Origin of the sequence: Austwickia chelonae NBRC 105200, assembly GCF_000298175.1 — a bacterium.
Taxonomy (GTDB): Bacteria; Actinomycetota; Actinomycetes; order Actinomycetales; family Dermatophilaceae; genus Austwickia; species Austwickia chelonae.
The window spans coordinates 247,514-262,888 of sequence record NZ_BAGZ01000008.1; the positions used below are offsets into that span (position 1 = coordinate 247,514).

Below are 15,375 nucleotides of genomic sequence, written 5' to 3' on the forward strand. Positions count from 1 at the left end.
ACTCCGGGCCGGAGATACGGCGTCCCCGGATCGTCAGGCGCGTTTGCGCAGCTCGTCGCGGATCTCCTGCAGCAGCAGCACCTCTTCGGAGACGGCCTTGGGCTCCGGCTCCTTGCCGCGGGCGCGACGCTCGGCGAGCTTGTTCATCGGCACGACGAAGATGAAGTACACCACCGCTGCCGTCATGAGGAAGACGATCACCGAGTTGATGATGGTGGAGAAGTTGATCAAGGTATTCGGTTTGTCGGCGAGGAGTTGGAAACCCCAACCTTCGACCTTTGCTCCGGGCATCGCGTTCAGGATGGGGGTCACGATGGCCGAGACGAATGTGTCGACGACCTTCTGGAATGCCGCACCGATGACCACCGCGATCGCGAGGTCCACGACATTGCCGCGCATGATGAATTCTTTGAAGCCTTTGAGCATGGTTGTCCTGTCGACGAAGTTTTTATGGGGGACAGGTTCGCCCGCGAGATCAAGAACACGTCGTCGTGCGAGGCGGAACGACCGTCGGACATCCTACTCATGTTGGGCTTCCTGCTTATTCATCTCATTCGGGTGTTGCGACGAATGAATTCCTCAGCTTTTCCCCGAGGCCGGACCTTGCCCGCGGGAGACCACGTGGACGCCTCGGGTGCTGCCGCCCAGACCGGCGTTGGTCACCGGCCCCACCTGGGCCGTCGAGACGGACACGGTGAGCCCACGGTCGTTCTGCGGTGCGGCGCCGAAAGCACCCGAGGAGACCTTGTCGACGTCGAGGACCACTGCGTCCGCAGCCAGCACATTGCCGTCGCGGACGGCGACGATGTCCACGTGGTCACCGGGGCTGAGTCGGGTCAGGGCCCCGCCGTCGGCCAAGGGGAGATGCAAGGCGCGGCGGCCTTCCGGGAGGGTGAGGGCCTCGGCACGTACCCGGGGTGCGGTGAGGATCTCCCCGCTGCTGAGCGTCCCGGTCAAGGTGCGGCCGACGACGGCTGCGGGATCGTCGAGAGCTGAGGGGGGAACGACTCGGCGGGGAACCGGCAGTCGGGTCAGGTCGGCCTGGGTCAACGTGTGTCCGACGGGCAGGTCGTGGGCGGCAGTCAGGACGGTGTGTTCCTCGGGGGCGGAGCGGGCTTCGACCTGATGCAGGGTCAGCCAGCAGGCGGCCAGGGCACAAGAACCGGCGGCGAGCTTGCGCAGGGTGGTACGACGCCAGGCGCGTGTCCGGGAGGAGGGCAGTTGTTCAGGGGCGCCTCGACGGAAGGGGCGCGGCAGCCGACCTGGGGTCGAGGGCGGGGCGGTGGTGCGGGTGGGGAGGGCCATGGTCGGGCAGCCTAGGTCTCACTCTGGGCGGGCCGGAGCCTCCCTGGCCCGGATGGGGACATCGTGTCGGCCGCGCGGGCGGATGTGGACGAGAGCAGATCGGCTCGGCCCTCATCGCGCGGTACCGGAGGTGCCACCTTCGTCTACGGCACGCACGACGGCCCCGTCACCACCTGGTCGGAGGGGTTACGGGGCCGTCGTCGCGCGGGAGATCCGTCGTCGAGTCAGCTCGTCGACGTCGAGCTGCTGGTCGACGAGGAGCTGGGGGTGGAGCTACCGGACGAGCCGGAGCCACCGGACGACGACGTCGAGGTCGACGTCGAGGAGGCCGCCGTCGAGCTGGAGGACGAACCGCGGGAGTCGGTGCGGTAGAAACCGCTGCCCTTGAAGACCACGCCCACCGCGTTGAACAGTTTGCGCAGCCGCCCGGTGCACTCCGGGCAGTCGGTCAGAGCGTTGTCGGAAAAAGACTGACGTACCTCGAAGTTGTGTCCGCAGTCGGTGCAGGCGTAGGCATAGGTGGGCATGCATCATCTCCAGCAGGGAAAAGTGGGTTCATCGACGATTCTAACGCTGCCACGACCGCAGCCATTCCACGCCGCCGCTGGTCACAGCGCTGTCCAGGGGATGTGTTCTTCGACGCGAGCTCCGAGGTCACCCCGGCCGATCCGGGCCGTCGGCGACCGCCCGGCCACCTCTGACAGGCGGTTTCCTCCCGTCCGGGGCACCGATGGTCCGGTGCCAACCGGCGAGCCTTCCCTGGAGGTCGACGGCGTGCAGGCGGTGCTCCGTCTGCTCCCGCGTTCCTGGCGCTGCCACCACGATCATCCGATCGCCCCGGCGTAAAGCAGTGTTCGGTGTCGGCACGAAGGAGGTCCGGTCGCGGACGACCAGGGCGATCTGTGCACCGACCGGTAGACGCAGTTCGAACAGTTCGATTCCGTGGAGTCGGGACTCCTCGCCGATGCTGACCTCCAACAGGTCCGCGCCGACCTCCTCCAACGGGGTGGTCTCCACCTCGAGGGTGTGCGCCCGGTCCCGTTCGGTGACGTGGAGTCGCCGCGCCACCCAGGGCAGAGTGGGCCCTTGCACGACGGTGAAGACGAGGACCAGCACGAACACCAGGTCGAAGAGCCAACTGACCCCAGGAACTCCGGCGATGAAGGGCACGGTGGCCAGGACGATCGGTACCGCGCCGCGGAGCCCGGCCCAGGACAGGAAGAGCTGCTCCCGCCAGGACAGTCCGAAGAAGGTGCAGGACGCGAACACCGACACCGGTCGGGCCACGACGAGCAGGACCAGTCCCAGGACGACGGCAGGCAACAGCTGATCGATCAGTTCGGTGGGTGTGGTCAGCATCCCCAACATCACGAAGAGACCGATCTGGGCCAACCAGCCCGATGCCTGCGCGAACCCCCGGGTCGCCGCCCGGTGGGGCAACTGCTGGTTGCCCAACAACAGCCCGGCCAGGTAGACGGCGATGAACCCGGACGTGTGCAGCACCGAAGCCAACCCGTAGGCCAGCATGGCCCAGGCGTACACCCCGATCGGGAAGATCCCCGAATGACCGGACACCAGTAGACGCATCACCCGGGCACCGAGCCAGCCGGTCGCCACCCCGATCAGGGCTCCTCCGACGAGCTCGCCCACGATCGAGACGACGAGCAGGAGGGCCGCGTCGCCGACGGAACTCTGCGGGGCCTGGCCGGCGGCTTGCGCGGACAATGCCACCACGACCAGGACCACCGGGGCGTCGTTGAAACCGGACTCGGCCTCGAGGATGCCGGTCAGGCGCCGGGGCAGCGGAACCGATCGCAGGACCGAGAAGACGGCGGCGGCATCCGTGGAAGCGAGGATCGCACCCAGGAGCAGTGCGATCTGCCAGTCGATCCCGATGAGGAGATGGGCCGCGACCGCGACGACCACGACGGAGACGCCGACCCCCACCGTGGACAGCAGCGCGGCCGGGGCCACCGAGGAGCGGATGTCCGACCAGTCCGTGGTCAGCCCACCTTCGGCGAGGATCAGGGCGAGCGCGAGATACCCCAGGACCCGGGTCAGCGACATGGACTGGAACTCCAGTCCCAGCCCCTCCGGGCCGAGCCCGACGCCGATCAGCAGGTAGATCAGCAGCGAGGGAAGCCCGGTCCTGGTCGACAGGCGTACTGCGGCGACGGCGACGACGAGGACGGCGGAGGCGATCGCCAGCCACATCCCGAGGTCCCACACGGTGAAGGACTCCAGCGGGGACACGGTGCTCCTCTGTGACGGGCTGCGGCGGGGCTATTTTCGCAAATCGGATGATCCGGCCGGGAGATGAGTCCAACCGGACGTCGGACGGATCACCGCGTCGACCGGTCGGTCATGGACGGTATGGGGCACCCAGGGGACGAGTGCGTCGTCATCGACCAGCGCCGCCACCAGGGCATGCGCGGGTCGGCGTCGTAACGCCCGGTCGTAGCATCCACCGCCCTGGCCCAGCCGCCATCCCTGTTCGTCAACCAGGAGCGCGGGCACGATCACCAGGTCGGCCGATCCGACGGCGTCCACCCCGTGCCGAGGAGTCGGCTGCTCGGGGTCCTCTCTGCTGCCTGGGCGCCCGTATCGGGCATCGGTCCAGTCGAGGTCCATGTCGGGCAGGAGGACCGGGACGATGACCCGGGCGCCTCGTCCGGTCAACGCCCGGTGCATCGCATCGGTGGCCGGCTCGGTGGGCATGTCCAGGTAGGACGCCACGACGAGCCCCGACCAGTCGCCCCGGCCGGGGAGCCCCGGCGCGTCCAGGACGGCCTCGGCGATCAGATCGGCATCCCTGGACCGCCGTGCCGTGCTGTCGTCCTCGGCCGCTCGGGCTGCTCTCCTGGCGCGCGCCCGGGCCCGCATGTCCTTCTTGACGGCAGTGATCTCCGACGGGGTCAGCTCCGCAGGGTGTGGGCTCATGGGGCAAGTCTGCCCGCGCCGATAGGGTGCATCCATGCGTTCAGCTCACGGCGATGTGGCCCGGATCCACCCGGGAGCGAAAGGAAGACCATGATCAGCGTGGAACAGCACCTGGAGCGGATCCTCGCGCAGGTCTCTCGACTGCAGGCGAGTCGCATGCACCTCCTCGACGCGCAGGGATGTGTGCTCGCCGAGGACATCACCGCGCTCACCGGGTTGCCCGGCTTCGACAACTCCGCGATGGACGGGTACGCGTTGCGTGCCGCCGATGTCGAGGGCGCCTCGCCGCAGACCCCGGTGACTCTCGACGTCGTCGGGGACATCCCTGCCGGTGACACCCGGCAGTTGGTGCTCCCGCCGGGACGGGCCTATCGCATCATGACCGGCGCGCCCGTTCCCGAAGGCGCGGACACGATCGTTCCCGTCGAGGATACCGACGCCGGCGCGGAGACGGTCGCCGTCCACGCCTCGCCTCCTTCCGGGCGGCACATCCGTCGTGAAGCCGAGGACGTGGCCCCCGGTGAGGTCGTCGTCCGTAGCGGAACCCGTCTGGGGTCCCGGCAGATCGCGGTCATAGCCGCGGTGGGTTACGGCGAGGTCGTGGCCGTCCCCCCACCTCGGGTCGTCGTGATCAGCACCGGCGACGAACTCGTCGACGCCGGGCAGATGCCCGGCCGGGGTCAGATCGTCGACAGCAACTCGCCGATGCTCGTCGCCGCGGTCCGTGAACTCGGCGCCCTCCCGTACCGGGTTTCCGGCGTGCCCGACGACATCGACACCTTCCTGCACACCTTGCAGTCCCAGCTCGTCCGCGCCGATGCGATCATCACCACCGGCGGTGTCTCCATGGGTGCTTTCGACGTCGTCAAGGAGGCCTTGAACAGTCTGGGCACCGTCGACTTCCACAAGGTCGCCATGCAGCCGGGCAAACCTCAGGGGTTCGGCGTCATCGGCCCGGACCGTACTCCCGTGTTTACCCTGCCGGGCAACCCGGTCAGCGCGCTCGTCTCCTTCGAGGCCTTCGTCGCGCCTGCGCTGCGGGTGATGGCCGGCCGGCCGGCCCGCGAGCAGGAGCCGATCCGCGCCGTCGTCACCGACGGGTGGGCGTCTCCGCAGGGCAAAGTCCAGTACACCCGGGTGCAGCTCACCCGTTCCCCGGACCGGCACACCGTCCGGCTGGCCGGGGCCCAGGGCAGTCACATCCTCGGCGGGCTCGCGGCGGCCAACGCCTTGGCCGTGGTCCCTGCCGATGTGACCAGGGTGTCTCCAGGCGATACCTTGTCCTGCTTGCAGATCGGGCCGATCGAGGTCGTCGGCGAAGAACAGGGGAGTGCTGCGTGAACGAGAACCAAGGGTTGACCCATGTGCGGGCCGATGGGACCGCGCACATGGTCGACGTCACGGCCAAGGCGGTCACTGCCCGTCAGGCCGGGGCTGCCGGCCGGGTGCTCCTCAGCGCAGAGGCCGTGACGGCGCTGCGTTCGGGGACCGTCCCGAAGGGTGATGCGCTGGCGGTGGCTCGTATCGCCGGTATCCAGGCCGCGAAGAAATGTCCTGATCTGGTTCCTCTGGCGCATCCGATCGCGGTGCACGGTGTGGAGGTCGACCTGGAGGTCACCGACGCCGGCGTGGACATCCACGCGATCTGTCGTACCGCGGATCGGACGGGTATCGAGATGGAAGCGTTGACCTGTGTGAGTGTCGCCGCATTGGCCTTGGTCGACATGGTCAAGGCGGTCGACAAGCACGCCCGGATCACCGATCTTCGCGTCACTTCCAAGTCCGGGGGCCGGTCGGGAGATTGGTCTGAAGAGGCATGAGTTCGCAGGAAGGTTCTCGACTCACCGGCCGGACGGCGGTGGTCATCGTCGCTTCGACACGAGCCGCGGCGGGGATCTACGCCGATCGCAGCGGGAAACTCGCTGTCGACCGTCTCCGGGAGTGGGGTGTCATCTGTCCTGACGCGGTGATCGTGGCCGATGGTGAACCGGTCCGTCGAGCGCTCGAAGAGGCTGTGGCTGTCGGCCCGGATGTCGTCCTCACTTCCGGTGGCACCGGTGTCACTCCCACGGATCTCACCCCTGAGATGACGATTCCTCTGCTGGACAGGCAGATCCCTGGTCTGGCCGAGGCGATCCGCCGGGTCGGTATCGACAATGGCATCGCCAATGCCGTGCTCTCCCGCGGAGTTGTCGGTGTTGCCGGCCGCACCTTGGTGGTCAACATGCCTGGTTCGACCGGCGGCGTCAAGGATGCGCTCGCCGCTCTGGAGCCGGTGTTGGCCCATGTGTTGGATCAGATGGGCGGAGGAGACCACGTGTGAGTGGGCTCTGGCCTGCCGTCGTGCGTGTTCGTCGCGCCGGGGGGCGTCCCGATGTGGTCCTGCGTCCTCTGCGGCGCCGGGATCGGGCCGAGTGGGAGGCGCTCCGTCAGGCCCAGCAGGGTTGGTTGCGTCCGTGGGAGGCGGGTAGTCCTCGGCCGGGGCGGAGTGCGTCTTTCGGGCGTCTGGTGCGTTATTACGACGCTGAGGGTCGGGCGGGGCGTGCCCAGTCCTTCGTGGTGGAGGTGGACGGTTGTCTCGTCGGGCAGGTGCAGTTGAGTCAGTTGGTGTGGGGTTCTTCGCGGTCGGCGGTCGTGGGTTATTGGACGGCTCAGCAGTGGGCCGGGCGGGGGATCGCGCCGGCGGCGTTGTCCGCGGTGGTGGATCGTGCGTTCGGTCCGCTGGCCCTGCACCGGTTGGTGGCTTATGTGCAATTGGACAATCAGCCCAGTACGCGGGTGATGGAAAAACTCGGTTTCGTGGATGAAGGTGTCGCCCGGGGTGTCATTTTCGTGAATGGAGAATGGCGGGACCATCGTTGTTTCTCATTGCTTCGTGAAGATGTGCGGGGCCGTTCGTGGGTCGATCGTTGGAATGAGGTCGAGTGCGGCGGACGTCCGACCTGATCAGCTTTTTATCCGTTCATCGGGGATGAATGACAGCTTTGTCATTTAAGCTTTCGACACACCGTTGAGAGTTCCTGGGGCGGGTTGTCCACGGTCGTAATTTATGTGCTGTGGCAGCGAGTGGATTGGTGTTCTTCGTTCTTCTCGTCACCTGGATCGGATATGGCTGGGTGCGGGTTGTCCGACGGCGTGAACGGTTGATCACGGCGCGTACCGTCGACCGTTTCTCCGAGCACATCCGGGTGCTGGAACGGCGCTCGTCGAAACCTGTGGAGCACGAGACGGCCGGGACGTCCTCCGGCGGGAACGGGGCCTCGATCCTGACGGCAGGTGCCTTGGCCCGCCGGCCGGGTACGACCCCCGGTACCAGCCTTCCGGTCGTGTCGCCGGAAGACTGTACGGAGCACGCCTCCGGGTGGGCGGTTCCTCCGCCGGACGGTCGGGGGGACAGCCGCCGTCGGCGGACGCGGGCCTACGCCTTCCTGGTCGCCTCGGCAGTGACCCTGCTCGGCGCGTCGGCCGCCTCCCTCGGACGGGTGTCGTGGTGGCTGCCGGTCTGTGCCGCGGGTGCAGCGGCGGCGCTCTTCGGCCAGGTGTGGTGGGAACACCAGGTGTCAGCGGGCCGCCGCATCCGCCGCGCCGCGGCTTATCGGAACCACAGCGAGGGTGAGGATGCGGTCGGTGTGTCCGCTGCCCGGAGTATTTCCGGTGCTGCCGGAGGCGGCCAGTCGAGGGCGCAGGACGAGGCGGGCGTGGAGGTCGCGCAGGCCGCCGTCCGTGCTTCCTCGGAGGACGGCGTGGAGCGCCCGACCGTTCACGAGGACGACTTGTTCGGCGGGGGCTGGTCGCCGGTGCCGGTACCGCGCCCGCTGTACATGATGAAAAGGCCTGCCGCCACGCCCGAACCCGATACCGAAGAGATCCCGGTGGTGCCACTGGACAGTGGGCTGCAGGGCGATCGGATGCCACAACATCGGCTCGCCGTGGGGGAGTGAACAGGGCATTTCCCTGGCGCGGAGCCGGTTGAGCCGGTGGGTTATCGACTGATTTCTACGTTGACTTCACGGGTGCTATGGTTGGTTCTCGCATCAAGGGGCTGTGGCGCAGCTGGTAGCGCACCTCGTTCGCAACGAGGGGGTCAGGGGTTCGAGTCCCCTCAGCTCCACAATTTCAGATGTACGAGAACACTTGACATCGGTAGAACCTGGTGTTGGTGCGAGGGCGACGAACGACTCACCGAGTCGGATCGTCGCTCTTTTGTTTTCGCGATCTCGATGCCGTCGGCGAACTCATCACTATCGGCTGCCGGTGTGGACAGGGACGGGCTGGGATCGCTGAGGAGTTCCGGAACGCCATCACGACCCACAGGGTCGCGACGACCAGCGCGAGCGGTAGCGGTCTGCGGGCAGGGGCCTTCGACCGTCAATAGCGGACATAACTCCCATCGCGTGTGAGACTGGCATCGTGTCCGAGCAGACCTACGACGCAGCCACCCCGCCCCCGCCGGACTCCTGGCCGGGAGCGGGCGGACTACGCTCCGTCGCCCCCGTCGTCCCCACCTGGCCAGGAGCGACCACAGCTCAGGGCACCGACTCCTGGCCAGGAGCAGGGCCCCGGACCAAGAAGGTACGTCGACAGAAGAACACTGCCGGCGCCGTCCCCGTCCGACGCCGCCCCAGCCGGGTCGCTGCGATTCTCTTCCCCGCCGTGGCCGCCGTCATCCTTTTCGTCCTGGTCGCCGTCTGGGCCTCCATCGACCCCGACCACCGCGCACTCCAGATGGGCACCCTGCTCACCGTGTCGGTGCTGGTGTTGGGGCTGCTCGTCCTCGCCGGATACCGGCAACGACGCTGACCTACGACCTCAAGGGGCGCGCCAGCCAGGGCCACGACCGGAAGCGGCGCAGAAATCACACCCACGAAGGGAACCACATCCGCCACTGCCACTCCGGATACGGGATGACCTGCGCGGTGAGCACCGGCCACCAGAACACGAACAAAGCCACCGACAACACCACGAAACCGCCGGTCACCAGGACACCCATCCGATACCGGCCCGGGCCGGCCGACCGTGGAACCACCATCAGCGACATCCCGTAGACGACCGCCAGGACCACCCAGGGGACGAAAGCCACCGCGTAGAAGGTGTAGATGGTGCGCTCCTGGAAGAGGAACCACGGGAACCACCCCGCCAACAGACCAGCCAGCACGGCCCCGGCCCGCCAGTCACGACGCATCGCCCAACAGAAGAGCAGCACCGGGATCATCGCCGCCGCCGCCCACCAGATCGACACCGTGCCGATATTGGTGATCGCCTTGCTGCACTGATCGACCGCGCACCCCTGCTCGGCCAGCTTCGGACCCTCGTAGTAGAAACTGGTGGGGCGCCCCATGATGATCCACGACCACGGATTCGACGCGTACGGATGCCCCGAGTTCAAACCGACATGGAAGTTCCACGCCTGCTGGTGGTAGTTCCACAACGCGCGCAAGGCATCCGGCACGATCCCGCCCAGATCGGTCTGCGCCGGGTTCTCCGCAGCCCAGTTCCGCCCCCAACCGGTGCTTCCGGTCAACCAGCCGACCCAGCTCGCCACGTAGACGACCAAAGCCGTGCCGACCATGCCGATCCCGGCAGGGACAGCGTCCTTCACAAAGGTCCCGCTCAGCCAACGCCGGACACCGACGGTACGACGAGCACCCAGATCCCAGGCCACCGTCATCAGCCCGAAGACCGCCAGGAACCACAATCCGGACCATTTCGTGCCGATGCACAACCCGAGGCTCACCGCGGCGACCCAGCGCCACGGCCGCCCCCACAACCACGGCCCGGTCCCGGTGATCGGCGCACCTTGAGCGATCTTGTGCGCCAATCTCTCCCGGGTGTGATCCCGGTCGACCAGGAGAGCGCAGAAAGCACCCAGGGCGAAGAACATGACGATCAGGTCGAGCAGGCCGGTCCGGCTGTGCGTGAAGTGGTGCCCGTCGAAAGCCAGCAGTACGGCAGCGCAGGTCGCCAGATAGGCCGAGCCGAACAGTCGCAGGGCCGCCCGGCCCAGCATCAGGATCGACAAGGTTCCCAGCAGGGCCACCGAGAAACGCCACCCGAAGGGATCGGAGATCCCGAAAAGGTACTCACCCGCGGCGATGACCCACTTGCCGACCGGCGGATGCACCACGAAATCGGCTTCGTTGATGAAGATCTTCGCCGGATCGAAGGTTCCGGCGTTCCACAGGACGTTCTCCTTGTTGACCTGGTTGTCCCGCATCTCCACGCCGTGCAGGAGCATCGAGTAGCCCTGCTTGACGTAGTAGGTCTCGTCGAAGATGAGCGTGTTGATCCGGCCCAGTTCCCAGAAACGGATGACGCCACCGACGAGAGCCGCGAACAAGGGGCCGAGCCAGCCGAGCAACCGGTCCGAAGGCCGCACCCCCAGCAGACGCCTGCGCAGGATGTCCACCCGGCCGGCGATATCCACATCGCGGCCGATCACCGTGGCCGACGGTCGGCTGGCACCGGCCTGTCTGCCGAGCGTCTCGGGGGGCGTCGCGCTCACTGACGTCATGGGCGACATGGTAGGCGGCCCAGGTGCTCACGCCACTTCCTGGCAGGATCGTCCTATGACCGACACCGGCCTCCTCGTCCTCGCCGCCACCCCGATCGGCGACCCCCGCGACGCCTCACCGCGACTGGCCGCGGAACTGGCATCTGCCGATGTCATCGCCGCCGAGGACACCCGGCGCCTGCAACGTCTGCTCGCCGCGCTGGAGGTACGCCCCGTCGGGCGCATCGTGTCCTACCACGAGCACAACGAGGCCGGGCGCGCCGACGACCTGGTCGACGACCTCCGATCGGGTGCGCGAGTGCTGGTGGTCACCGACGCGGGCATGCCCAGCGTCTCCGATCCCGGGTACCGACTGGTCGCTGCCGCGGTCGAGCACGACATCCGGGTGACCTGCGTGCCCGGGCCCAGCGCCGTCCTGGGAGCCTTGGCGGTGTCCGGCCTCCCGGTACGCCGGTTCTGCTTCGAGGGGTTTCTGCCGCGCAAGCCGGGGGAGCGGGCACGGGCGTTGGCCGAGCTCGCCACCGAACGACGCACCATGGTCTTCTTCGAGGCACCGCACCGCTTGGAGGCCATGCTCACCGCCCTGGCCGAGGCCTTCGGCACCGACCGTCGGGCAGCGGTCTGCCGGGAGCTGACGAAGACCTACGAAGAGGTCAGGCGAGGAACCCTGGACGAACTGGCCCGCTGGGCCGGGGGCGAGGTGCGCGGGGAGATCACCGTCGTCGTCGACGGAGCAGGTCAGCGACGGGGCGACCCGGCCGAGGCGTTGGCGCAGGTCCGGGAACGGGTCGCCGCGGGGGAACGGCTCAAGGACGCCTGCAAAGCCGTGGCCGCAGTGAGCGGGATGTCCAGCAAGGAGCTCTACGCGGCCGCGACCTCCCGCAGCTGAAGTGGCACCGTCCTCTGCGCGGAGGCAAAGAGGTCAGCAAATGGCAAAATTCTCGTGTTCTTTTGTTTATTAGAGCAATTCGGCTGACGTGAAGGCTGCTTCTTTCTAGGCTCGTGACGAGCGGCAGTGAATGTCGCGTACGGGACGACACGTCCGGGGAATACAGGGACGTTCCATGTCAGGAGGGTCGCAGTGAAGATCGGTATTCCGACCGAGATCAAGAACAACGAGTTCCGCGTCGGCATCACCCCCGTCGGGGTCCACGAACTCGTCCACCACGGGCACACCGTGCTCGTCCAGAAAGGTGCCGGTCTGGGGTCCTCGATCACCGACGACGAGTTCGTCGCCGAGGGTGCCACGATCATCGACACCGCGGACGAGCTGTGGGGCGAGTCCGAGATGGTCATGAAGGTCAAGGAACCCATCGCCGAGGAGTACCCGCGGCTGCGCGACGACCTCGTGCTCTTCACCTACCTGCACCTCGCGGCGGACAAGGCGCAGACCGACGCGCTCCTCGCCGCCGGCACCACCTCCATCGCCTACGAGACGGTTCAGCACCCGTCGGGGATGCTCCCCCTGCTCTACCCGATGTCCGAGGTCGCCGGCTGCCTCGCTCCTCAGGTGGGCGCGCATGCCCTCATGAAGGCTCAGGGCGGCCGCGGGGTCCTGATGGGCGGGGTCGGCGGCGTCGCCAATGCGAAGGTCGTCGTCCTCGGCGGGGGGGTCGCCGGTCAGAACGCCGCCAATATCGCGCTCGGCATGGGAGCCGATGTCACCATCCTCGACACCGATCTCGACAAACTCCGGATGAGCTTCTGGCGGTACAACAACCGCGTGCACGGCCTGGCTTCCTCGACGCTGTCCGTCAGGCAGCAGGTCATGCAGGCGGACATGGTCATCGGTGCCGTCCTGATCCCCGGCGCGAAAGCGCCCAAGTTGGTCTCCAACGAGCTGGTCTCCCAGATGAAGCCCGGCAGCGTACTCGTCGACATCGCCATCGACCAGGGCGGATGCTTCGAGGATTCCCGGCCGACCACTCACGCGGACCCGACCTTCCCCGTCCATGACTCGGTCTTCTACTGCGTCGCCAATATGCCTGGTGCGGTGCCCAACACCTCCACCTGGGCTTTGACGAACGCCACTCTGCCCTATGCGATCCGTCTCGCTGACCAGGGATGGAAGGACGCCTGCCTCGACAGCCACCCGCTGTCGCTCGGGCTGAACACCTACGGCGGGGAGGTCGTCTTCCCCGGAGTCGCCGAGGCCTTCGACATGAAACACGTCCCCCTGGAGAAGGTCCTCGCCTGATCGGACCACCTCTCCTCGGTCGTCCTCCTCACCCCGGTCGGGGCCCGATGTCGCGTCGAGGCCGCCCCACCGGGGTGAGTTGTGTTCTGACATCCTGATTTTCGACAGGATGACCGAAGGCGGGAAGGACTCACCCATGGCCGGGGACACCACGGACGCAAGATCGCTGGACAGCGCGCAGCACATCGCCCTCACCGAGGGCCACGCAGCACACAACTACCACCCCCTGCCGGTCGTGATCCGATCCGGCCAAGGTGTCTGGGTCGAGGACGTCGAAGGCCGCCGGTATCTCGACTGCCTCGCCGGATACTCGGCACTGAACTTCGGGCACGGCCACCCCCGACTGGTCGCCCGAGCCGTCGAACAGGTGCAACGACTCACCCTCACCTCGCGGGCCTTCTACCACGACCAGATGGGGCCCTTCGTGACCGACCTGGCCTCGCTCGCCGGCAAGGAGTACGTCCTGCCGATGAACTCCGGCGCGGAAGCCGTGGAGACCGCGGTGAAGATCGCCCGACGATGGGGACGCCGGGTCAAGGGCGTCGCCGAGAACACCGGGGTGATCCTGACCATGGACGGCAACTTCCACGGCCGGACCACGACCATCGTGTCCTTCTCCACGGACGACACCGCCCGCGCCGACTACGGTCCCTTCACCGAGGGATTCCGTGGGATTCCCTTCGGGGACGTCGAGGCCTTGTCCGCGGCGATCACGCCGGACACGGTCGCGGTACTCCTCGAGCCGATCCAGGGGGAGAGCGGGGTGAACATCCCACCGGACGGTTTCCTCCGCGCGGTCAGGGAGCTGTGCGACACCCACGGCATGCTGATGATCGCCGACGAGATCCAATCCGGGCTGGGCCGCACCGGAACCCTCTTCGCCTGCGATCACGAACAGGTCGTGCCGGATCTCTACCTGTTGGGGAAAGCCCTCGGCGGCGGCATCCTTCCGGTCAGTGCCGTACTCGCCGACGCGGACGTCATGTCGGTGATCACCCCGGGCTCCCACGGATCCACCTTCGGGGGCAACCCCCTGGCCTGTGCCGTGGCGCACGAGGTCGTGGGCATCCTCGCCGAAGGCGAGATCCTCGAGGCGGCTCAGGCTCGAGGCCGCTATCTCGCCGACGGTCTGTCCTCTTTCGTCGGGAACGGACTCGTCGGCCTACGCACCCGCGGCCTGTGGGCCGGAGCCGATGTCGACCCCGCTGTGGGCACCGGCCGAACGATCTGCGAACGTCTCATGTCGGCAGGCGTTCTCGCCAAGGAGACCCACGGGTCGACGGTACGATTCGCTCCGCCCCTGACGATCACCGAAAAGGAACTGGATCTCCTCCTAGAAGCGCTCCAAGGGGCACTGAAGTAGACATTCTCAGGTCGTACGCGCCTACTTCCAGGCCCGTACGACCTGGGACCTTCGGCACGATTCCTGGCTCACAAGGTGGGTTTTCGGGTGTGAAGAATTAGGATTGTTGCGGTAAACCGCGAAGAGAGGAAAGCGACATGGGTGACTTAGGGCGCCGCCGCGATGCTCTCGCCCTTGCGGCCGGAGGTCCGTGCGGCGCCGATACCGGGTGATCGCCGCCCGGCCGGGGGAAGCCCACGCCGTCGGCCGGTTCGAAGGATCGATTCACGATCGATCGAGGTGGGCGTCAAATCTCTTTTCCTCCACTAGAACAGGGCAGACTGCGCTCGTGGCTACTTCGACTCTGACACCTACTCGGCCGAGTCCGGCCCTCTCGTCCATCGGCTGGAAGATCGTGATGGCGATCTCCGGTCTCTATCTCGTCTTCTTCGTTCTCTTCCACATGTACGGCAACCTCAAGTTGTTCGCCGGTCAGCATGCTTTTGACGACTATGCGCACCACCTGCGGACAATGTTCGAGCCGATCCTTCCCCACGAAGGTTTCCTCTGGCTTTTCCGGCTCAGTCTGATTCTTGCGGTCGGCCTGCACATCTATGCCGCCAGCACTCTGTGGAAGCGCGCCAACGCTGCACGTGGCACCAAGTACTCCGCCAAGATGACGGTTCAGCGGAGCCTGTCCAGCAAAGCCATGCGCTGGGGCGGGATCACCCTCTTCGTCTTCATCATCTGGCACCTGGCCCACTTCACCGTGATCAAGTTCACCGGTGACGGCCGGATGGGATCGGACTTCCTGGTGAACGGGGTGGAGAGCCCGTACAAGCTGGTCGTGGCCAGTTTCCAGATCTGGTGGGTGACGCTGATCTACCTGGTGGCCCTGTGCGCACTCGCGATGCACCTGCACCACGGGACGTGGAGCGCGATCCAGACCTTGGGATGGACCAACAGTGTGAAGGCACGTACCAACGCCAAGCTCGCCGCGGTCTTCGTCGCCGTGGCCGTGGCCGGCGGCTTCGCCTTGACCCCGGTCGCCATCCTCGTCGGCATCATCAAGTAAGGGCT

Annotated in this window: 16 protein-coding genes, 1 tRNA gene and 1 pseudogene; 12 read left to right on the forward strand and 6 right to left on the reverse strand. The window is 66.9% G+C overall.

Going from position 1 to position 15,375, the window contains the following annotated elements; translation table 11 throughout:
• Positions 1 to 33: 33 nt before the first annotated feature.
• Together mscL and cpaB are read right to left on the reverse strand one after the other, a co-directional pair.
• Complete coding sequence (gene mscL / locus AUCHE_RS07740; RefSeq protein ID WP_006502728.1) at positions 34 to 426, reverse strand: large conductance mechanosensitive channel protein MscL; 393 nt, start codon at positions 424 to 426, stop codon at positions 34 to 36.
• A gap of 153 nt (positions 427 to 579) precedes the next feature.
• Positions 580 to 1,305 carry a Flp pilus assembly protein CpaB gene (gene cpaB, locus AUCHE_RS15620; RefSeq protein ID WP_006502729.1) on the reverse strand — a complete coding sequence of 242 codons (726 nt, stop codon included), beginning with the start codon at positions 1,303 to 1,305 and terminating at the stop codon, positions 580 to 582.
• 63 nt (positions 1,306 to 1,368) lie between these two features.
• Here cpaB and AUCHE_RS17835 point away from each other — a divergent pair, with 63 nt between their 5' ends.
• Positions 1,369 to 1,677 carry a hypothetical protein gene (locus AUCHE_RS17835; protein WP_006502730.1) on the forward strand — a complete coding sequence of 103 codons (309 nt, stop codon included), beginning with the start codon at positions 1,369 to 1,371 and terminating at the stop codon, positions 1,675 to 1,677.
• A gap of 14 nt (positions 1,678 to 1,691) precedes the next feature.
• Here AUCHE_RS17835 and AUCHE_RS17840 read toward each other — a convergent pair.
• The 3 genes and pseudogenes from AUCHE_RS17840 to AUCHE_RS07760 form a co-directional block, all read right to left on the reverse strand.
• Positions 1,692 to 1,832: pseudogene (locus AUCHE_RS17840) on the reverse strand (FmdB family zinc ribbon protein); the annotation flags it as partial.
• A 127-nt stretch (positions 1,833 to 1,959) separates the two neighbouring features.
• Complete coding sequence (locus AUCHE_RS07755; RefSeq protein ID WP_006502731.1) at positions 1,960 to 3,558, reverse strand: potassium/proton antiporter; 1,599 nt, start codon at positions 3,556 to 3,558, stop codon at positions 1,960 to 1,962.
• 30 nt (positions 3,559 to 3,588) lie between these two features.
• Positions 3,589 to 4,245 (reverse strand): 5-formyltetrahydrofolate cyclo-ligase, encoded by a 657-nt coding sequence (locus AUCHE_RS07760; RefSeq protein ID WP_052024841.1) that lies wholly within the window; start codon positions 4,243 to 4,245, stop codon positions 3,589 to 3,591.
• A gap of 90 nt (positions 4,246 to 4,335) precedes the next feature.
• Here AUCHE_RS07760 and glp point away from each other — a divergent pair, with 90 nt between their 5' ends.
• The 7 genes from glp to AUCHE_RS07795 all read left to right on the forward strand — a co-directional run bounded on the left by glp (position 4,336) and on the right by AUCHE_RS07795 (position 9,045).
• Positions 4,336 to 5,586, forward strand: a complete 1,251-nt coding sequence (gene glp, locus AUCHE_RS07765; protein WP_006502733.1) for a molybdotransferase-like divisome protein Glp — start codon at positions 4,336 to 4,338, stop codon at positions 5,584 to 5,586.
• Positions 5,583 to 6,065, forward strand: coding sequence for a cyclic pyranopterin monophosphate synthase MoaC (moaC, locus tag AUCHE_RS07770; protein ID WP_006502734.1), 483 nt, complete (start codon positions 5,583 to 5,585; stop codon positions 6,063 to 6,065). Before glp ends, moaC begins: the two co-directional genes overlap by 4 nt.
• Positions 6,062 to 6,568: a MogA/MoaB family molybdenum cofactor biosynthesis protein gene (locus tag AUCHE_RS07775; protein WP_006502735.1), complete on the forward strand. Its 507-nt coding sequence runs from the start codon at positions 6,062 to 6,064 to the stop codon at positions 6,566 to 6,568. The genes moaC and AUCHE_RS07775 overlap by 4 nt, the downstream gene beginning before the upstream one ends.
• Positions 6,565 to 7,191 carry a GNAT family N-acetyltransferase gene (locus tag AUCHE_RS07780; protein WP_006502736.1) on the forward strand — a complete coding sequence of 209 codons (627 nt, stop codon included), beginning with the start codon at positions 6,565 to 6,567 and terminating at the stop codon, positions 7,189 to 7,191. The genes AUCHE_RS07775 and AUCHE_RS07780 overlap by 4 nt, the downstream gene beginning before the upstream one ends.
• A gap of 110 nt (positions 7,192 to 7,301) precedes the next feature.
• Positions 7,302 to 8,186, forward strand: a complete 885-nt coding sequence (locus tag AUCHE_RS07785) for a hypothetical protein (protein ID WP_162137231.1) — start codon at positions 7,302 to 7,304, stop codon at positions 8,184 to 8,186.
• Positions 8,187 to 8,283: 97 nt separating this feature from the next.
• Positions 8,284 to 8,356, forward strand: a tRNA-Ala gene (locus tag AUCHE_RS07790).
• Between the two features lie 299 nt (positions 8,357 to 8,655).
• A complete protein-coding gene (locus tag AUCHE_RS07795; protein WP_006502738.1) occupies positions 8,656 to 9,045 on the forward strand; it encodes a hypothetical protein in 390 nt (129 codons plus the stop codon).
• Between the two features lie 55 nt (positions 9,046 to 9,100).
• Here AUCHE_RS07795 and AUCHE_RS07800 read toward each other — a convergent pair whose 3' ends face one another.
• Entirely contained in the window at positions 9,101 to 10,756 is a 1,656-nt protein-coding gene (locus tag AUCHE_RS07800; protein ID WP_143114772.1) for a dolichyl-phosphate-mannose--protein mannosyltransferase, read from the reverse strand.
• A 55-nt stretch (positions 10,757 to 10,811) separates the two neighbouring features.
• On the opposite strand from AUCHE_RS07800, the gene rsmI reads away from it, so the two are divergent.
• The 4 genes from rsmI (at position 10,812) to AUCHE_RS07820 (ending at position 15,370) form a co-directional block, all read left to right on the forward strand.
• Positions 10,812 to 11,645, forward strand: coding sequence for a 16S rRNA (cytidine(1402)-2'-O)-methyltransferase (gene rsmI / locus AUCHE_RS07805; RefSeq protein WP_006502740.1), 834 nt, complete (start codon positions 10,812 to 10,814; stop codon positions 11,643 to 11,645).
• Between the two features lie 192 nt (positions 11,646 to 11,837).
• Positions 11,838 to 12,953 (forward strand): alanine dehydrogenase, encoded by a 1,116-nt coding sequence (ald, locus tag AUCHE_RS07810; RefSeq protein ID WP_006502741.1) that lies wholly within the window; start codon positions 11,838 to 11,840, stop codon positions 12,951 to 12,953.
• A 136-nt stretch (positions 12,954 to 13,089) separates the two neighbouring features.
• A complete protein-coding gene (gene rocD / locus AUCHE_RS07815; RefSeq protein WP_006502742.1) occupies positions 13,090 to 14,316 on the forward strand; it encodes an ornithine--oxo-acid transaminase in 1,227 nt (408 codons plus the stop codon).
• Between the two features lie 328 nt (positions 14,317 to 14,644).
• Positions 14,645 to 15,370, forward strand: coding sequence for a succinate dehydrogenase cytochrome b subunit (locus AUCHE_RS07820; protein WP_006502743.1), 726 nt, complete (start codon positions 14,645 to 14,647; stop codon positions 15,368 to 15,370).
• The last annotated feature ends 5 nt before the right edge of the window (positions 15,371 to 15,375 follow it).

Bases quoted from the DNA above. Each gene is read 5' to 3' on its own strand.
- mscL (WP_006502728.1), bottom strand. From the start codon at position 426: ATGCTCAAAGGCTTCAAAGAATTCATCATGCGCGGCAATGTCGTGGAC.
- cpaB (WP_006502729.1), bottom strand. From the start codon at position 1,305: ATGGCCCTCCCCACCCGCACCACCGCCCCGCCCTCGACCCCAGGTCGG.
- AUCHE_RS07760 (WP_052024841.1), bottom strand. From the start codon at position 4,245: ATGAGCCCACACCCTGCGGAGCTGACCCCGTCGGAGATCACTGCCGTC.
- glp (WP_006502733.1), top strand. From the start codon at position 4,336: ATGATCAGCGTGGAACAGCACCTGGAGCGGATCCTCGCGCAGGTCTCT.
- AUCHE_RS07775 (WP_006502735.1), top strand. From the start codon at position 6,062: ATGAGTTCGCAGGAAGGTTCTCGACTCACCGGCCGGACGGCGGTGGTC.
- AUCHE_RS07800 (WP_143114772.1), bottom strand. From the start codon at position 10,756: ATGACGTCAGTGAGCGCGACGCCCCCCGAGACGCTCGGCAGACAGGCC.
- rsmI (WP_006502740.1), top strand. From the start codon at position 10,812: ATGACCGACACCGGCCTCCTCGTCCTCGCCGCCACCCCGATCGGCGAC.
- rocD (WP_006502742.1), top strand. From the start codon at position 13,090: ATGGCCGGGGACACCACGGACGCAAGATCGCTGGACAGCGCGCAGCAC.